A 16,331-nucleotide genomic window follows, 5' to 3' on the forward strand; every position below is an offset into this window, starting at 1 on the left:
GTGACACCCCGAATTGCTTATGAACAGGGGTTAATCTTAACAGGAGAGCGAGAACATCGACATATTGCCTATGATGAAAACTTTATCTTAGCTACTTATCCCACGACCTCTAAATCCACAGCTAAAATTCAAGCCGGTCGCGGAATTAAACTGCATTATCTCTACTATTGGAGTGAGGCTTTTCGTAACCCGGAAATTGAAGGAACTTCTGTGCCAGTCCGTTATGACCCCTTTGATGTTAGTGTCGCTTATGCTTATGTCCAAGGACGTTGGGTCAAGTGCATTTCTCAATACTACAGCATTTTTGAAGGGCGAACTGAAAAAGAACTTGTTTTAGCGGCACAAGAAATGAAGCAACAGGCAAAACTCACCAATAGAAAAATTGTTATTTCTGCGCTTCGTCTAGCCGATTTTCTGCATAGTGTGCAAAAACATGAAGCTTTGCTACTACAACGTTTGCGAGATCTTGAAGGGAAAAATGTTCTTAACGCGCTCGCTCTTGAGCCTACAACAAAATCCTCTGTTAGGCTAACATCAACCCAAATTTTCCCATTATCATCATACGATTCACCAATTACTTTCTCCGAGGTAAAAACCCAATCAATTCCCCCAAAAGTTGAGCTTTCTTCTTTGCCTATATTTGAGGAGTATCGCTAATGGATGAGGAACTATTGGTTAGTAATAGTTTAGCACGCCAAAAGCTCAGTCAATTTAAGGAATATGCGGTATTACATCCTCATTTAAACAAAATTGATCAAGCTTTGATGCGTGCTATTGTCGAGCCAGCCGGCTTTGCTCATGTATTAGTGTACGGACCTAGCGGCGTGGGAAAAACGACAATGATTAATCGTCTTGGAGCAAGGCTAATTTTCATGAAGGTGAAGATACCTTAAGACTACAGCGTATACAAGAGAATGCTCTTACTTTGGCGATAGGGTGAGCGAATGGCTATAGATGCAGTAGAAGGAGAACAAAAATTAACTTATTCGGCAAGTCGCCAAGAACATTTATCAAGATTATTAAAAATGGAAGGAGCTTTGAGAAACATAAAGAATAACGAACAATCTTCTCTACCCGACAGCACATCAAAAATTCCTTCTCCGGAAACGACTTTAACAACTTCTCCCGATGCTCCTCAAACTAATTCTTCGTCAACTCAAAAGAAAAGTCGCAAACGTACTCCAACTGCTTCTTCTACATCTTCAGTTGATAAGGGTAATACAACAGTTGCTTCATCAGCACCAACTGTTAAAAAAGGAAGAAAAAAAGCGACCTCAGTCAAAAACGATGAAATTATCCCTCCTCCTTGTAATAATGAAACTAGAGGAGAAGAGAGCGTAAAAGTAGAAGACCTTGATACAATTGATGCCACATCAACACAGAAAAAGACAAAGCGAAGAGTGGGAGCGCGTAAACCCAAACGCGACCATGTTGGTTCCGAACCCGAAAAAGCGTGAACCTGTATCACTTCGCCCCAGAACCGAGAAACAAGCAGGAGAAGAGCGCTCCTCAGTCAGAAGGAGTAAGCTAGTACATTGATAGTACCCCTAATTTTGTTAACTATAAAAAGACCAATTTGGCCTTTTTATGGTGAAAGTCTCAAATTGCTCTATTATCGATGGCTATATCACAGCCGAAATGGGGCTTTTTGATAAAAACCTAGATTCCATTCAAAAAGTAGAAAACCCTTATGACCGCCAGCAGTACACAATCAAACTCCCGCAAGAAATCCTCAGTATCTCCCCCGGCAAAAGAAGGCGCGTTGACAGACAAATCACAGTTGCCCTTCTATAAAAAGCCGCCTAAGCCGACTTACGAAATAGTGGGCGAGGAGGAGACAGGCCAATTTGCTCTACTCAAGCTCGGGTACATTACTCAGGCTGAATTTGAAGCTCTGGAGCAGGTGAGTCGCTCTCGCCTAAGCAGCCAGCTTGACGGGCTGGAGGTAATAACCGCTATCTCGGCAGAAACACAACTTCCCCTTGAGCAAATTCTGGAATTAGCCACCAGTAATCCGTATGGGTTGGTGTCTTTGGTGGGTGAAAAAAGCCGAGAAGCTCTAAAGACTGTAGGGAGTGTATTAAACTCCCAAAATGAGCTAAAGCTCCATGAAGTACGGATATGTTTAATATATAGGCTGCTGGAAAATCCGGCAGATTTATCAAGTGCTGGCTGGGATTTGAATGATGAACTTTTCAATCAGATTCCTAAGCGGCTAATTGATGCCACCCATGATTTTTTACAAGCCGAAAGGGGGGCTATAAAAACTCAAAAAAAGAATTGGGGCAATACGTTAAACAACTCAGAAAATACTTAAGTCAGTCGCCTATTAATTGGAACAAGATTTATCTAGAAATTAATTCAAGTTCAAATCTTGAAGAGTTTAAAAGAGGAAATTTCGAGAAGCAATCACCCTGGTTGATTTTGGAGGTTTATCACGATTTGAATAAGCGGGAGCGTCTGAGGGCGAATATCGCTGCCGCTCCTGTGGCTAAACTAGCGACTGATTTAATTAATAGTTGGTCTAACCAAAAGACCGATTTAATAAAGTTTTTGCCATATCCTGGAGAGTTTGACCAGAAGCCGAATATATCGCCTGATACGGCAAGGATATTAATCGGTTTAGTACAAGATGAAAAAATTCATCCGAAATTCGCCGCTCTTGTAGCTCAAGACTGGCATCTAATAGAAAAAATTGCTCAAGATTGAGCGGTGATCATAGGCTTACGCCGTTCCTAGCCTTTCAACGTGGTGGTGTCGGCACTCACCACTCCAGGGGCTGACACGAGAGATCCTCCCGCCTTCATCAAATTAATTGCCGCGTTCCAATCTCGGTCAAAGAAAAAGCCGCAGTCCGGGCAGGTAAACCAACGGTCTTTTAAGGTTAAATCTTCTTTGATTTCGCCACAATGAGAGCAAGTTTTAGAACTGGGGAAAAAGCGATCAACTACTACTAATTGTGAGCCGTATAACTCACATTTGTACTGAAGTTGCCGCCGAAACTCGTAAAACCCTGAATCAGCTATAGCTTTGGACAGTTTACGATTAGCCAACATCCCTTTTACATTTAGGTCTTCTATCACTACTGCCGCGTGGTTCTTGCTTAGGTAGCTAGTAGCCTTGTGTAAGGTATCTTTTCTAATGTTGCCTATCTTTAAATGAAGTCTCGCTATCTTCAACTGTGCCCTTTTCCACTGAATAGAGCCGATTTTCTTGCGGCGGTTTAGCCACTGCATTCTAGACAATTTTTTCTGGTGTTTTTGGTAAGGTCTAGGGTTATCAAATTTTTGCCCAGTTGACAGAGTAGCAAGAGCCGAGATTCCTAAATCCACACCTACTATTTTGGATGTTTTAGGGGTAATTTTTGGCTCAACTTCGATGTTGAAACTAATGAACCATCGGTCAGCTTTGCGGGAGATAGTAACGGATTTAGGGTTAGCTCCTTGGGGCAGTCTTTCATAGGTTTTTAACCAGCCGATTTTAGGGACTTTGATCCGAAAATGCTCAACATAAATTGACTGGCGCAAAGTGAAAGAATCATTTCTGCCCTTCTTTTTAAATCTAGGAGGTTTAGAGATTTTGTTGAAGCATCTTCCCCAAGCGTCTCTTAAATGAGACAAAGCACTTCCGACGCATATAGAACTAATTTCGTATAGCCAAAGATTGTCAGGCTTAACTAAGGCGACGAACCATTTATCTAAATCATATTTACCAGGAAATTTGATTTTATCCTCTGGATTTAGCCGATTGTGGTCTAATATTTGCCTGGTTAATCCTAATCCCCAATTCCAGGCAAAACGTGCCGCACCTGCGTGACGGGCGAGTAATTGTCTTTGAGTTTTATTGACTTTGAGTTGGGTTTTAAGGGCGATCAACATGGTGGGTTTGCTCCCTGGCAGTGCCAGGGGATAAAAAGTTAATTAATTATTTTCTTGAGATTGTTGGGACGGCCAATGAGTCCGTTTAGAGCGCTTGATTGACTCAATGGCGTGATTAAGCCGCAATTCAATCTCTTGAACGGTTTCGAGATAAGCCTCAGTCGCACCTGAAGACTGAAGAACATCATAGTGCAGTGCTTTGTTGAGCGTTTTGACAAGCGACAACACTAAGGCGAGTTCGTCATCATGTTGAGTAAATGGATAATCCATGATTAACCCTCCCAACAGCGAATAATATGAGCCTCTGCGTCTTTGTGGGAGATAAAACGCTGTTCATTAGGTTCGTACATGAACTCACCGTTCTTGTAGAAGGGCCTTGCCACCCACTCATCAGTCATGGGAGAACGATAGAAACAACCTAGACGGGTACGACCCCACCAAATACAGTAAAGGTATGTGCCAAACTCAAGCTCTGCGTCGATTTCATAGTCACAGAACGGCGTATTTTCTGCGTTATAAGCGACTTCGATGGCGTTTTCGAGGGCGATTACGTCGAATTCGTCAAAAGTTGAGTCATTTGTATTAATGACTAAATGATTGTCTGTTGTTAACATGGTTTTAAGAAAGAATTTGTTTTGAGGAAAGCGATCACAATAAACGTAATCGCTTTCTTCATGCTTTAATACTATAACGATGTTTGTATAAAGTCAACAAATTTTGTAAAAAGTGTGTTATAGTATGAATGATGAATTTGCAAAAAAAATGTTAAAACTTAGAGAAAAAGCGGGATTAACCCAAAGACAAGTTGCTAACGAGCTTGGAGTCACAGATCAAACGGTAAGCAATTGGGAAACGGGGCAGCGTAAGCCTCGATTGTCTTCGACTCAGTGGTTAAAACTATGTCAACTTTTTCAATGCTCTTTAGAAGATTTAGCGGAATAATGATTAATCCTCAATTTTTGCATATCCTTAAACATCTAACAAAGGAGCGGCTATGACTACTGACACCAACAGCGAACTAAAAGACTTAAAAGAGCTAATCAACACCAAATTCGAGCAGTTAGACAAAAAATTAGATATTTACATCGCTAGAAGCGACGAGCGATTGAAAGCGATCGAGGGTCGGCTAGACACTATGCAGGCCAGCGTCAACAAGATTCCAGAGTTAGCAGAAAAAGTCGGAGAGTTAAAAAACTGGAGACAGATTGCGTTAATTGTTTTAACTGGAACTTTCGGCAGTATTTTCGGGTGGGTTCTTCGAGGTGGAAGAATACCCTAAACGGGTAAGCTTTCGGCTAACGGTTCCAGAAAATCACTTTAACCCATATTGCGCCTTCATGATCAAGCGATCACCTTGAAACATGGCATTCATATTCGCGCCCATATTCCCCTGACAATTTTGCCACTGATACATAATTGTTAATGTTGATGGATTGCTCGGATCTTCGGCTCTAGACATTTCAGTTCCTGGTCCCAAAATAGCCGCCGCATTAGAGTAAGACATTCCCGTTTGAAGACTTTGGTAATTGGCCAAATTGCAACCCTGACTCACAACTGTTTGAACGGGTGTGGATTGAGCCGCTTGAGAGACGGTTTCACTTTCGTTAAAAGTTTCAGTCGTAGGAGTTGAAGGAGATTGAGCCAGTCCCCGCAGAACAAAAAAGATGAATAGGGCAAACAAGCCCCGCCACAGATGTTTTTCCATTTCATTACCTTAAATCCTTAATCTTAGAGTTTTGGACTTTGGACAAAAGGAAATATATTAGCGTAAGATTTACGCTAAGTAAAAAGAGACTAAGTTCCTCTATCTCAGTTGTCTAAATAACTGAGAAATCAGGTTAGACAAAGCTGAATCAGGAAGCTTTTGGCTTTTAGGTAGAACTTTTTTGAGTTTTCTTGATAACTTGGTGACGAGTTCTTTTTACTTTCTTCTCACCTTTAATCCGTCCCGCAGAAAAACCTCGGTGTTTGGGAGATTTTGCAGAAAGTCCAATCGTCTGAATAATTCGAGGAAAGTCTCTTTGAACGAGACTGGGCGTGATTTTCACGGATTTATCTTGCTTCAAATATTGTTCGATTCGGACGAGGTAACACGAAAGCTAATTTCCGAGCAGCCCATAAATTAACGTAGGCAAGTAAGGTTAACTTAACCCAATTTTCCTCATGATCAACGTCAGGGGTAAAATAGGAATTCATCAATAATTTTTGTTTACTTTTTGTGTCAGGATTTTCATCAACAAAGGGACGATAAAAAACTCGATTACTTCGTACTCGTGTAATAATAACTACATTTTTTTGTTGGACTTGCTCACCAATAAAACCTCGTTGACTATACTCACAATCAGCTACGTGCTTGAATAAGGTTGTGGATAAGGAGTTGCGTCAATTCCAAATAAGTTAAAAGGACGAGAATTCGTCGTCGGAATCGTCTCAGAAACCGCTTGAAATACTGGATTGACTTGTTGAGAGTCACTTGTCTCACTAGAACTATGCGAAAACTCAGCTATGGCTTTATATAAACTGTTATAATCTCTTTGAAATAAAGGATTGAGTGAGAGTTCAGCTACTGAAATAGCGTATTGATTAGAAGAGAGAGCATCTATTAAGTCAATTATGGCTTCGCGTCGGCGAGATAGAGAGCTAGTTAATTGTTCTCTCCACTTCTTAAACTTTTGAATGGCTTGACTCGTTTTTCGGTCATAAAAAGTCATTAAAAACACCTGATTAATTAGCGTAAATTTTACGCTAATATAAGAGCAGAGTTTTACTCAGTTTTTTGAGAAAATTATGTCTATCCAAAACCTAAAAACTAGCCAATCTGCTTCTTGACGAGCCAAACAACTTAAAACCGTCATTAGTCAACTCAAACGCAAAATCAAGAAAATTGAAAAAGAAGGAGAAGTCGCACCACCTGATTGCCATCTCATTCGTTATCAAGTTACCCTTTCATCAGAAAATTTATTGGTATTATAAATTACAAGCCGCCGAACCTATATTTACACGAGCCACTGATAACCAAAAAAAAACGCTCAGATGTATATTTAGGTAAAGCCGGAAGTGAGGCTCATATTGATGCGGTAGAAAAACTAACTAGAAGAGATCTTATTGATGAGTTAGAAAGGGTTATTAATTCTCTTCTGTGAAAGCTACGCGCGATATTTATTTCGGAGGAGAAGTAGAAACTGACTCTTCCTATTATACAGAAGAATTAAAAGATGATTGATTTTTTTCAAGCTTCTCAACTACTCTCTTTTAATTAGCGTAATTATTACGCTAACTTGTTTTTCCTTTTGTCCAAAGTCCAATTAATCATTTGCAACGACTTAGGATAACATTAAAACAACAACCAGAATTAGCAACAGCACTGACTAATATTATAAGTACGCCAAATCCTGCTCAACTGGAGCCTACTTTAACGTACAAGTTAAGCAGTCTAGGATTGATTAAGCTGTTGGGTAATAAAGCTAGTCCAAGCTGTGAGTTATATCGGCTGTATTTTCAAAATTTTGAAGGTATTGCTCAATCCAACTCGGATTAAAAATTAATTCATAAATACGATTATTAACTCTTAAAAAGCCTTCTTGTTTAACGACTAATCCTGATAAAAGCAACTCTTTTTCCTCTGGGCTGTTAAGAGCAATAATTTCTCCGTGATGCAGAATTTGCTTGTAAAGTTTGAGTAACTCAGTAGATCGTTGACTGTTGAGAAGGCGATCGCGTATTGTTTTTAAATGCTCTGGCTCATCGGTTGATTCCCAGTTCTCTATTATATTCGTTCGCACCAAATTTTCAAGCCACTCGGCTTCACCATTAGCGGGTATAAGCGAAGAAGAACTACAGATAAACTTACAAAGCTTTTGGGTAAGAAAAGGCTGTCCGTTCGTCCAAGCTAAAACTTCTTTAAGTACCGTTTGTGGGTTATTTACTTTCTGAACCAATCCTTGCAGCAAAGGTTGAGCTTCATGCTCTTTAAAGCCTTCGAGTTGAATAGCTTGACCAATGTTAAAAGGAGTTTTCTGGATGTTAGTCATTAAATCTGAGGGTGTGGCGACACCAAAGAAAGCCCACGTTAAACGCTGATACTCTTGATTGAGACTACGTTGGTTATAACAGGAGCGAATCAGGGCAAAAAAGTCGTTTACTGAAAAATTCAAATTTAAAATGCTATCAATTTCATCAATAAAAATAACGATTTGTTTTGAGGAAACATCCTTTTCTACGCCAACTTCCTCTAGCAAAATTTCTTCAATAAATTGATTTAACTTCTGAATAGAAGAAAAATCCTCTCGCTCTTTCCACCAAGTTTTTAAATTAACTTTTTTAAGCAAATTAAAACGTCGCCCTAGCTCGAAAGCCACTCCTTTATACCACTGATCGCAAGTAACGTTTTCACTCCCAATGCGGGTCAGATCGATCGCGGCACAATAAATCCCCTCGTGCTGGAGGTGGTTGATCATACGTACCATGAGGCTTGATTTGCCCATCTGTCGGGGATTAAGGACATAGCAAAATTCCCCACGCTTTAACGCTTTGTACAAATAACGGTCTGCGGAACGAACTACATAAGTGGGAGCATCCATCGGTAAACTTCCTCCAACTTGGTAGTCAAAAGAGGAGGTTTGTTCGGTATTTCTAAGTAGCTCGTTTTCAAAGAGGAGTTCAGCTTGGGTAGCTTTAAGAACTTCTAAAGTTTGGGAGAGTTCTTTGGTGCGTTCTTCTACTCTTTCTTCTAGGGTGTGGTAAAGCCTTGAGTTGTCAATAGAAATAGCGGCTTGAGCAGAAAGTATATTTAAAAATTGGACACGATCTGCCGTAAATACTCCGGTTGTAAGATTATTTTCTAAATATAAAATGCCGTTTAGTTTCCCTTGATTCAATAAGGGAATGCAAAGAATTGATTTGGGATGAACGGCAACAATATAGGAGTCACGGGGAAATCGTTCCTCATTGACAGCGTCATTTAAAAGTACATTTTCTTTAGTGTGGATGACATAGTTGATGACGGCAGTTGAGAGAATGGGAGTTTGAGTCGTAGAATCTAAAAAGTTTACAGGAATCGATTGTAATATGGCAAAATGATCTGAATCTACTGCTCCCATTGCTTCGATAGCCCATTTACTTTCTTTCTGAAGAATCAAAAAACCTTTTTGAGCGCCTGCATTCTCAATCAAAGTTTTCATTAATTTTTTTAATAACTTATCTAAGGCTATCTCACTAGAAATAGCCTGGGATACTTTCATAACTGTGGCTAAATCTAGCACTTCAGTTGAGTTTCTAGAAGTTGTTGTTAAAGTATTTACTGAAAAGCTTTTAAATTTAGATGAGCTTGAAGTAAGCCACTGAGGATATTTTTCCTCTAATTGCTCAACTTTACGTTTTGCTCCCCAAATCTGATAGCACTGGTGTGCTTTTTTAAGATAAAGTTGGGCAAATTCTTCTTTATTTTTAGCCAACCAAAATTTAGCCGCGAGTTCGTTGGCTAATGCTTCATTTTGGATATATTCATATTCTCTGGCTGCTTCAATAGCCCTGTCGTATAAGTCCATTGCTTCTTGCCATTGACCGGAAATTCGTGCCATTTCTGCGGCTATTAAAAGGTATTGATGAAGAAAATTATCAGGGCAATTATCCGACCAAATTTGCATCCACTTTTGATTAGCTTTTAACTTTTCCCAATATTTCTTTTTCTCTTTTTCCGAAGCTTGAGGATATAATTCAGCTAAAGTCATGGAGTAATAAAAATTATTCATCGCTACAGAGAGAGTACCGGGAAGATAATTAACTAGCTCTTCAACTTGCTCAAAATAGCTTAATTCAGCCGGTTGTTCGTATAAATAAAGGGCTTGGTTTTTAAATATATAAAACCAACAAATTGCTCCCTTTTGGCTATTTTGCAAATACTGTGATTCTTTTAAATCTTTAATATTAAAATCCCATTTTGTTTGTGTCAAGCCTAAAAGGTTGGAAAGGGTCAGCTTAAAGCCCCAGGCGCAATCAATACAAATTTGATTTTGAGTTTCTAAAACATATTCTAATACTCGGTTTAATTCTTTGAAAAGAAAACTTAAATTTATTCCCTGATAAATTAAATTAAAAAAGTTATAACACTTGGCATACCCCAGATTTTGTAATTCTCCTGATTGTAAACCTATTTCAAAGATATTTTCGTTAATATTTTGACATATTTTGATATGTTTTACCCAAGGTAATGACATATTAGCATATAATTGATTAACATACACTTTAATAGATAAGTCCTTAAAATGTTCTGCTAGTCTCACGCTTAAAACTCCAAATTCATAGCCTCTTTGATATTGATGTAATATATGACTGTGAATCACTGTAAAAAAGCTGTAGCCGATAGCAGATAGTGGAGTGTGGCCGTACTTAATATTAAGGTTAACCTGTTTGACTGCCATAATATACATCAGTTCTGGATTTACGATCCAAGCCGTCGATGCCATTTTTGTTAACAATTTTAAAGCTTCTCGTTTTTCAGGTATTTCCATCTCTCGATTGTCGTATAGCGAGCTAATTTCTCTTCCTTCTAAGCTTTTTTCAACTTCATTAATTTCTGCTTTAAGTACAGTTTTAAAGTCTTTTTCTGGCAAATCGATTCCTAAAAGTTTTAAAGCATTTTTTCCTATTTCAATGGCTTCTGAATATTTTCCCAATAAGGTATATTGTACGATTAATAAATAGTAAAAAATTGTGCTGTCAATGACTGATTTGGCTTTTCTTATAGATTCATCAATTAATAATTTAGAACTCTCAAAATTTCCATTTAGATACTCAAGCTCCGCCAATTCTTTATGAATGTCTAAAGAAATATCATAATGATCAGACCAGATGGTTTCAGAAAATTCTTCTCTAGCAATTTGGAAGTAATCCCTGGCCGCTGCATAAGCCGTTGCTTCTTTTGCTCTTTTACCCGCTTTTAAGTTCAATTGAGCTAGGTCAAATTTTTCAGTAGTTTCAGAGAGCAATTCTCGACCTTTATTAAAGTGATCCACTAGCGTAAAAATTTTATTTTCTAAATTTTCTTCACTAATCCTCTGTAGTAATAATCTACCAATTCTAAGATGAACTTCTTTTTTTTGAACATTATCAATCAATGAATAGGCAGCCTGTTGAACTCGGTCATGAAGAAATTTATAATTCTTAACAACTAATGATGAATCGAGTACTTCGTCTGAACTCATCTCAAGTGCTGAGGTGGGTTGTATTAATCCTTCTTGAATAGCAGGTAAGAGGTCAGAGAAAGATTCTGTCGTAGTTTTTTCATAAATAATTGAAAGAGTATCCAAATCAAAACTATTTCCAATACAAGCTGACAAGCGCAAAACTTGCTGAGTAGCAGGGGCTAATTTCCTCATTTTAGCCAGCATCAACTCTACTACATTGTCCGTAATGCCTAAAGTTTTAATATGAGCTATATCCCATTGCCAAATTTTCTGTTTCTGCTCGAAGACGAGGAGTTTTTCTTGGTAGATTGTTTTAAGAAATTCGTTGACAAAAAAAGGATTCCCAGAAGTTTTACTGTTTACCCGTTCTGCTAAAGGTTTGACCGTCTCTCTTTCGTGATGAAGGGTATCAGCAATTAATTGAGTGAGAGATTCAAATTTCAGAGGAGTTAAAATAATTTGGTTGATAATTGCCCCCTTCTTCCGAAGCCGCTCTACTGTTAAGATTAAAGGATGATTCAGATTAACTTCATTATCTCGATAAGCTCCAATTACTAGCAGATATCCTATCTGTTTGCCAGTCACCATCAACTCAATTAGTTTTAAACTTGCTGAGTCTGCCCACTGGAGATCGTCTAAAAATACGACTAAAGGATGTTCTTTTTGACAAAAAACATCAACAAATTTTTGAAATACCAAATTAAAACGATTTTGTGCCTCGGCTGGTTCTAGCTGTTGTAAAGGAGGTTGAGGCCCGACTATCTCTACTAATTCAGGAATAACATCAATAATAACTTGGCCATTTACTCCGAAAGCGGCTAATAGTTTTTCTTTCCACTGTGCTATATCGGTTTCACTTTCTGTTAATAATTGCTGTATCAGAGCGCGGAATGCTTGAACTATAGCCGAATAGGGAATATTGCGCTGAAACTGATCGAATTTCCCTGAGATAAAATAACCTTGTTGCTGAGTGATGGGCTTATAAAGTTCTTTAATAAGTACAGATTTACCGATCCCCGAATAGCCAGCAACTAGCATCAGTTCAATTTTTGATTTCTGATTTTGCTTTAAAGATAGAGAGATTTCTTGGTTTTCTTTTTCTCCTGTGGCAACTCGCTCAAATGCCGCTAGTAAGGTTTTAATTTCCTGTTCTCTACCATATAGTTTTTGGCTAATTTGCAACTTATCAGCAATATCTTGACGAGCGAGGGGAAATTTTGAGATATTAGCTTGAGTTTGTAGTTGAGCCAGGCATTCTTCTAAATCTGCTCTGATTCCCCAAGCACTTTGATACCGTTCCTCTGCTGTTTTGGACAAAAGCTTCATCACAATATCTGAAACGGGTTTAGGGAGCTTTGGTTTTATTTGAGCGGGAGAAACTGGTTGTCTAGCGATATGACAATGGACTAATTCTAAAGCATCGTTTGTTTCAAAAGGAAGTTGACCCGTCAGCAATTGATAAAATGTTACACCAAGAGCATAAAAATCCGTTCTGTAGTCAAGGAAACGGTTCATCCTGCCAGTTTGCTCAGGGGATATATAGGCTAAGGTTCCTTCAAGAACATGAGGATTTTTGATGGTAAACTTTTCCCGAGTAAAGGCTGTAGAAATTCCAAAATCAATGATTTTTAGCTGACCGGTTTCAGAATTGATAACTATATTAGATGGATTGATATCTTTATGAATAATATTAGCACTGTGAATTTCTGCTAAAATCTGACAAATTTTAATGGCTATAGTCAAAAACTCTGAGAGGGAAAAATGCTTCGACTTGATTAATATATCTAAAGACTGCCCCCCAAAATCCTCTAAAAACATAGCCAAGGTATTTTTATATTTCTGGAGATTGTAAGCTTTAATTACTCCCTCAATGCTTAAGGAACGAGTAATTTCATATTCTTGTTTATATCTCGTCAATTCTGTAGGAGTGGGATAATCTTCTTTAAGAATTTTTAAGATCACGGGTTGGCTATTCGGATTGAGAATAGCTCGATAAACTAAGGAGTTAGAGCTTTCATAAATTTTATTGATAAGTTGGTAATCAGTAAAAGTCATCATTATTGAAATTTTTTTAGTAAATTTAGGTCATTTCGTAGAACTGGTAACGTTTATCCCTAAAAATATTGTATAGAATTTTTTGGCCAACTGCTCTTCTATTGCTACTACTTGCTTAATAATATTTTGTTTAGGATCTACATTTTGAGTTCCTCTTCCGTTAATTAGATCCAGATAGACCAGAAATTTAATTGATTTTCTGTCGAGGCTTCTTTTAACCAACCTACTTGGACTGGAACTCTATAAAGTCTGTCTGAACCCAATCTTCTCCAAAAGTGGCACATACCGGGAACTATTACTTTAACGACTTTTAAGCCAATGTCTGGGCGAGTCTGATCCAATACCAGCATTTCCATACCCTTAGCTTCGACCAATTGTTGACAAGTTCTAACATCATCGAGCAAGTCATTACTCCAAACTTGAGGATAGTCTCTCCATGTTTTGGCTTTTAATTGCGGGTCTGGAGCTAAATAGGGTTGATTTTTAATGGTTGCAGTTTTCCACCAGTTCAAGGCCAAAGGTTCACTGTAGACGGGGTATCGGGTGCTACCATCTGCATTAGCCGTTCCTACGTTCATCAAGTTTTGGTTGACTTCAGTTAAAGCCCTGCTAATGGCTATTTTTGGCTCTAAATGCGCTCCGAAACCATATATAATATCTTCTATCTCTTGATCTATTCTGCGGCTGATAGCAGCGAAAGCAGGTATGTTAAAATCGCTGGTAATGTCTAAAACCCAAAGGTCACGCTTGAGAATCTGGTAATAGTGTTTTAAGTTTTGAAAATAGGGTTCTTCAAAGCTCTCTAAATTTACTTCTGGTTTTTTAATGCGATTATACCACCATAAGGCTACACAATCGCGCTCAACTAATTCCATGAAACCTTGTAGGATAGCTTCTTCTAAGGTATTGCCAGCCGCACAGCCGTTGGAGTCTGCCCAGCAATCAGGTTTAGGGGGTTTGGGATACCCGAAATAGCAATAAGCTGTGGGTAAATATCTAAATTCTTGATGGGTTAAAGACCAAACGGGAGTCCAATCAATGCTTCTCCCTTCATCAAAGGGATAGGGAATCTTTTCACAGTAACTCGGATGAGTAGCATTCCACGCTTCCCAGTTTTTATATTGTTCTGGACTGAAGTTCATACAGGCATTGGGGTGAATGGCTTTATCCCGCAATTGTTGGTAACTTTTCTTTTCTCTGGGTTCGTCTCCTTGAAAAACGCCAGAATATCGCTCTATCCCTTCGCCTAGTCCACTTACCTGCGCTTGCAAGTCTGTTTTTCCCTTACCAGAACTTATCCCGCCTAAATTTTTCCGTAAGTCGTCAAAACTATCAAACATTGTAGCATAATGGTGTTCTACCCTATAAATGTGAGTAAAATCCTTCGAGTTAAGGGATATTTTTTTTAAATTTCGGATTACTCCAGTCAGGGGACTAATATGGTGTTGATATTTTTTGAGGGTTTCTTCTGGGGGACAATGACGATGTCCACCATCTGTAGTAAAAGTTTTTTGCCGGCTTCCTAAGATAATAGACAGAGGTTTTGTCATTAAGGAAGGATCTCCGCAGCAGGGACACTGAGGGCGCTTGGTCAGGACGTGGTGTTTAGTGTTTAGAGAGAAAGTGTCATAGGTCAGTAGTCTCCCTTCTAACCCTTCGTTTCTTCCTCGAACAATCCACTTGAAAATTTCGGTGGCTGCTATATTCAAGGCTATCTGCTCGGTTGAAGGGAGAGAAGCTAACGGGGGCATTGAAGAAGTTTTTTGCCGCTTCTGGAGAAAGCTTTCAATGGGTTTATTTCCTCTAATTCGTTGGGCCAGACATTCCCAACAGCCGGTTTTTCCTGGCTGAAATATCGGCCCTATCCAAAGAAGGGTTTCTAGTGGCTTAATCAACATCCAAGGGCGTGAATGTTTAATCTTTTGCTGATTAATGATATCAAGCTCGTTACAGAGGTAGTCATCGGCTAAGATAACTTCTAGCTCTCCATTCTCATCGTTCGAAACGGCTATCTGTAAGGTTTGAAGGATAGAAATTAGCGCTGATGCAGGAACAGAGCCAATAGATTTAACTGCTACCTTTGTGGCTTCTAATTTGTTTTGAACTTCCCTTAAATTTAAGTTTAAACCATCGCAAAAAACTGCCCAATTGGATAAAAAATAATCTTGATTCTCGACAATGTAGCCTTTTTTTTCTAAATCCATTAGGATATAGTAAACATAGCTACTAGGGATGGGATTGGGCGAATTATTTTGCACGAGTTGAATAATTTCGTCAACTGTACGGTGACCATCAATTAAGGGAATTATTAACTGATAGAGGTGGCCTTCAAGTAAACTCGAAGCTCTCTCAGATAAAAGCAAAATTTTATCTTGTTCAGTTGTTTCAAATTTTAAACTAACCCTCAAACTCGGCTTATTAAGCACATTACCTCACTTTTAGTCTTGATATTTTTGCCAGCTATGTACTAGCAGAAATTGGTATGTAAGGATTAAAGTGAGGTGGCGAGTAGCTTGTTGTTTCATTTGCCCAATTTTTTAATTCCTCTTCAGTTACGGTAAAATCGCTTAGTTCTGGTTTGGGGGGAAGAGAAATAATAACTACAAATCTTGGTTCTCTTGTCGGATTTTCCGTTCCGAAGAAGTCATAAAATATACCTTCTTCCCCTAAATATGGGTTTACCTTGGAATAAAAAAGATTAACGTATTCTTGTGTAAAAGCATAGGGAACAGCATTCTTAGTCAATTGTTCATAAACCTTTTTCAATGTTATTGATGGAATCTCAAACTCAAGTTTTTGGCCAATAGAGTTTATATTTTTATCCTGGTTATTTCCTAGTAGCAAGGCTGATATTGCATCGCTTCCCTCCAGAGTGTTAGTAAATGCTTGATATTTAAGTACGGAATTAAAAGCTTTTTTGAGTGTTTGCTCATCTAGCGATGTTCCTATTGATGAAGACCACATCCAAGCTATAAGTTGGGACAACTGTTTGCACGCAGTTTTTAGCTGCGTGGGAAAGTCGCCAAGAAATGAATTTTCCTTAGCAATGCCCCCGAATGCTTCTAGCATTTTATTTACGTTTACGTTAGAATCAGTTAAATCCGATTCTTCCAAATTTAACTTCGCTATTGCTTTTGCCGTCAAGAAGCTTGATTCATTCATGATTTTATTTCTTTGTAAGAAAAAAATTATATAATCGTTATTATACTATTAG

At 38.5% G+C, this 16,331-nt stretch carries 15 protein-coding genes and 2 pseudogenes; 9 read left to right on the top strand and 8 right to left on the bottom strand.

Annotated elements, in window-relative coordinates:
• The 5 genes from CYAN7822_RS39815 to CYAN7822_RS38175 all read left to right on the top strand — a co-directional run bounded on the left by CYAN7822_RS39815 (position 1) and on the right by CYAN7822_RS38175 (position 2,709).
• A complete protein-coding gene (locus CYAN7822_RS39815; RefSeq protein ID WP_245602819.1) occupies positions 1-657 on the top strand; it encodes a Mu transposase C-terminal domain-containing protein in 657 nt (218 codons plus the stop codon).
• A complete protein-coding gene (locus CYAN7822_RS30000) occupies positions 657-893 on the top strand; it encodes a hypothetical protein (RefSeq protein WP_041934086.1) in 237 nt (78 codons plus the stop codon). The genes CYAN7822_RS39815 and CYAN7822_RS30000 overlap by 1 nt, the downstream gene beginning before the upstream one ends.
• Before the next feature lie 51 nt (positions 894-944).
• Positions 945-1,457 carry a hypothetical protein gene (locus CYAN7822_RS30005; protein ID WP_041934087.1) on the top strand — a complete coding sequence of 171 codons (513 nt, stop codon included), beginning with the start codon at positions 945-947 and terminating at the stop codon, positions 1,455-1,457.
• A gap of 233 nt (positions 1,458-1,690) precedes the next feature.
• Positions 1,691-2,317, top strand: a complete 627-nt coding sequence (locus CYAN7822_RS30015) for a hypothetical protein (RefSeq protein WP_013334715.1) — start codon at positions 1,691-1,693, stop codon at positions 2,315-2,317.
• 125 nt (positions 2,318-2,442) lie between these two features.
• Positions 2,443-2,709: a hypothetical protein gene (locus tag CYAN7822_RS38175; protein WP_157871990.1), complete on the top strand. Its 267-nt coding sequence runs from the start codon at positions 2,443-2,445 to the stop codon at positions 2,707-2,709.
• Positions 2,710-2,735: 26 nt separating this feature from the next.
• Here the strand turns inward: CYAN7822_RS38175 and CYAN7822_RS30025 are convergent, their stop codons facing one another.
• Genes CYAN7822_RS30025 through CYAN7822_RS30035 form a run of 3 tightly spaced genes read right to left on the bottom strand, consistent with a single transcriptional unit; the run spans position 2,736 to position 4,492 of the window.
• Positions 2,736-3,878, bottom strand: a complete 1,143-nt coding sequence (locus tag CYAN7822_RS30025; RefSeq protein WP_013334717.1) for an RNA-guided endonuclease InsQ/TnpB family protein — start codon at positions 3,876-3,878, stop codon at positions 2,736-2,738.
• 42 nt (positions 3,879-3,920) lie between these two features.
• Positions 3,921-4,148: a hypothetical protein gene (locus tag CYAN7822_RS30030; RefSeq protein WP_013334718.1), complete on the bottom strand. Its 228-nt coding sequence runs from the start codon at positions 4,146-4,148 to the stop codon at positions 3,921-3,923.
• 2 nt (positions 4,149-4,150) lie between these two features.
• A complete protein-coding gene (locus CYAN7822_RS30035; RefSeq protein WP_013334719.1) occupies positions 4,151-4,492 on the bottom strand; it encodes a hypothetical protein in 342 nt (113 codons plus the stop codon).
• Between the two features lie 124 nt (positions 4,493-4,616).
• Between CYAN7822_RS30035 and CYAN7822_RS30040 the strand changes: the two genes are divergently transcribed.
• Together CYAN7822_RS30040 and CYAN7822_RS30045 are read left to right on the top strand one after the other, a co-directional pair.
• Positions 4,617-4,820, top strand: coding sequence for a helix-turn-helix transcriptional regulator (locus tag CYAN7822_RS30040; RefSeq protein ID WP_013334720.1), 204 nt, complete (start codon positions 4,617-4,619; stop codon positions 4,818-4,820).
• Positions 4,821-4,872: 52 nt separating this feature from the next.
• Entirely contained in the window at positions 4,873-5,157 is a 285-nt protein-coding gene (locus CYAN7822_RS30045) for a hypothetical protein (RefSeq protein WP_013334721.1), read from the top strand.
• A 33-nt stretch (positions 5,158-5,190) separates the two neighbouring features.
• Here CYAN7822_RS30045 and CYAN7822_RS30050 read toward each other — a convergent pair whose 3' ends face one another.
• Positions 5,191-5,583, bottom strand: a complete 393-nt coding sequence (locus tag CYAN7822_RS30050; protein WP_013334722.1) for a hypothetical protein — start codon at positions 5,581-5,583, stop codon at positions 5,191-5,193.
• A 166-nt stretch (positions 5,584-5,749) separates the two neighbouring features.
• Positions 5,750-6,589, bottom strand: a pseudogene (locus CYAN7822_RS39820) (transposase).
• Between the two features lie 76 nt (positions 6,590-6,665).
• On the opposite strand from CYAN7822_RS39820, the pseudogene CYAN7822_RS40400 reads away from it, so the two are divergent.
• Both CYAN7822_RS40400 and CYAN7822_RS36330 read left to right on the top strand, forming a co-directional pair.
• Positions 6,666-7,101: pseudogene (locus CYAN7822_RS40400) on the top strand (hypothetical protein).
• A gap of 90 nt (positions 7,102-7,191) precedes the next feature.
• Positions 7,192-7,416 carry an AAA-like domain-containing protein gene (locus CYAN7822_RS36330; protein WP_071881452.1) on the top strand — a complete coding sequence of 75 codons (225 nt, stop codon included), beginning with the start codon at positions 7,192-7,194 and terminating at the stop codon, positions 7,414-7,416.
• Here the strand turns inward: CYAN7822_RS36330 and CYAN7822_RS30065 are convergent.
• The 3 genes from CYAN7822_RS30065 to CYAN7822_RS30075 form a co-directional block, all read right to left on the bottom strand.
• Entirely contained in the window at positions 7,343-13,117 is a 5,775-nt protein-coding gene (locus CYAN7822_RS30065; RefSeq protein WP_013334723.1) for an AAA family ATPase, read from the bottom strand. The two genes, CYAN7822_RS36330 and CYAN7822_RS30065, sit on opposite strands and share 74 nt — an antisense overlap.
• 164 nt (positions 13,118-13,281) lie before the next feature.
• Positions 13,282-15,543, bottom strand: a complete 2,262-nt coding sequence (locus CYAN7822_RS30070) for a TOMM precursor leader peptide-binding protein (RefSeq protein ID WP_013334724.1) — start codon at positions 15,541-15,543, stop codon at positions 13,282-13,284.
• Positions 15,544-15,577: 34 nt separating this feature from the next.
• The gene (locus CYAN7822_RS30075) at positions 15,578-16,279 is read right to left on the bottom strand and encodes a hypothetical protein (protein ID WP_013334725.1); all 702 of its coding nucleotides are present in this window, start codon (positions 16,277-16,279) and stop codon (positions 15,578-15,580) included.
• Positions 16,280-16,331 lie beyond the last annotated feature (52 nt).

It is taken from the genome of Gloeothece verrucosa PCC 7822 (genome assembly GCF_000147335.1).
Taxonomy (GTDB): Bacteria; Cyanobacteriota; Cyanobacteriia; order Cyanobacteriales; family Microcystaceae; genus Gloeothece; species Gloeothece verrucosa.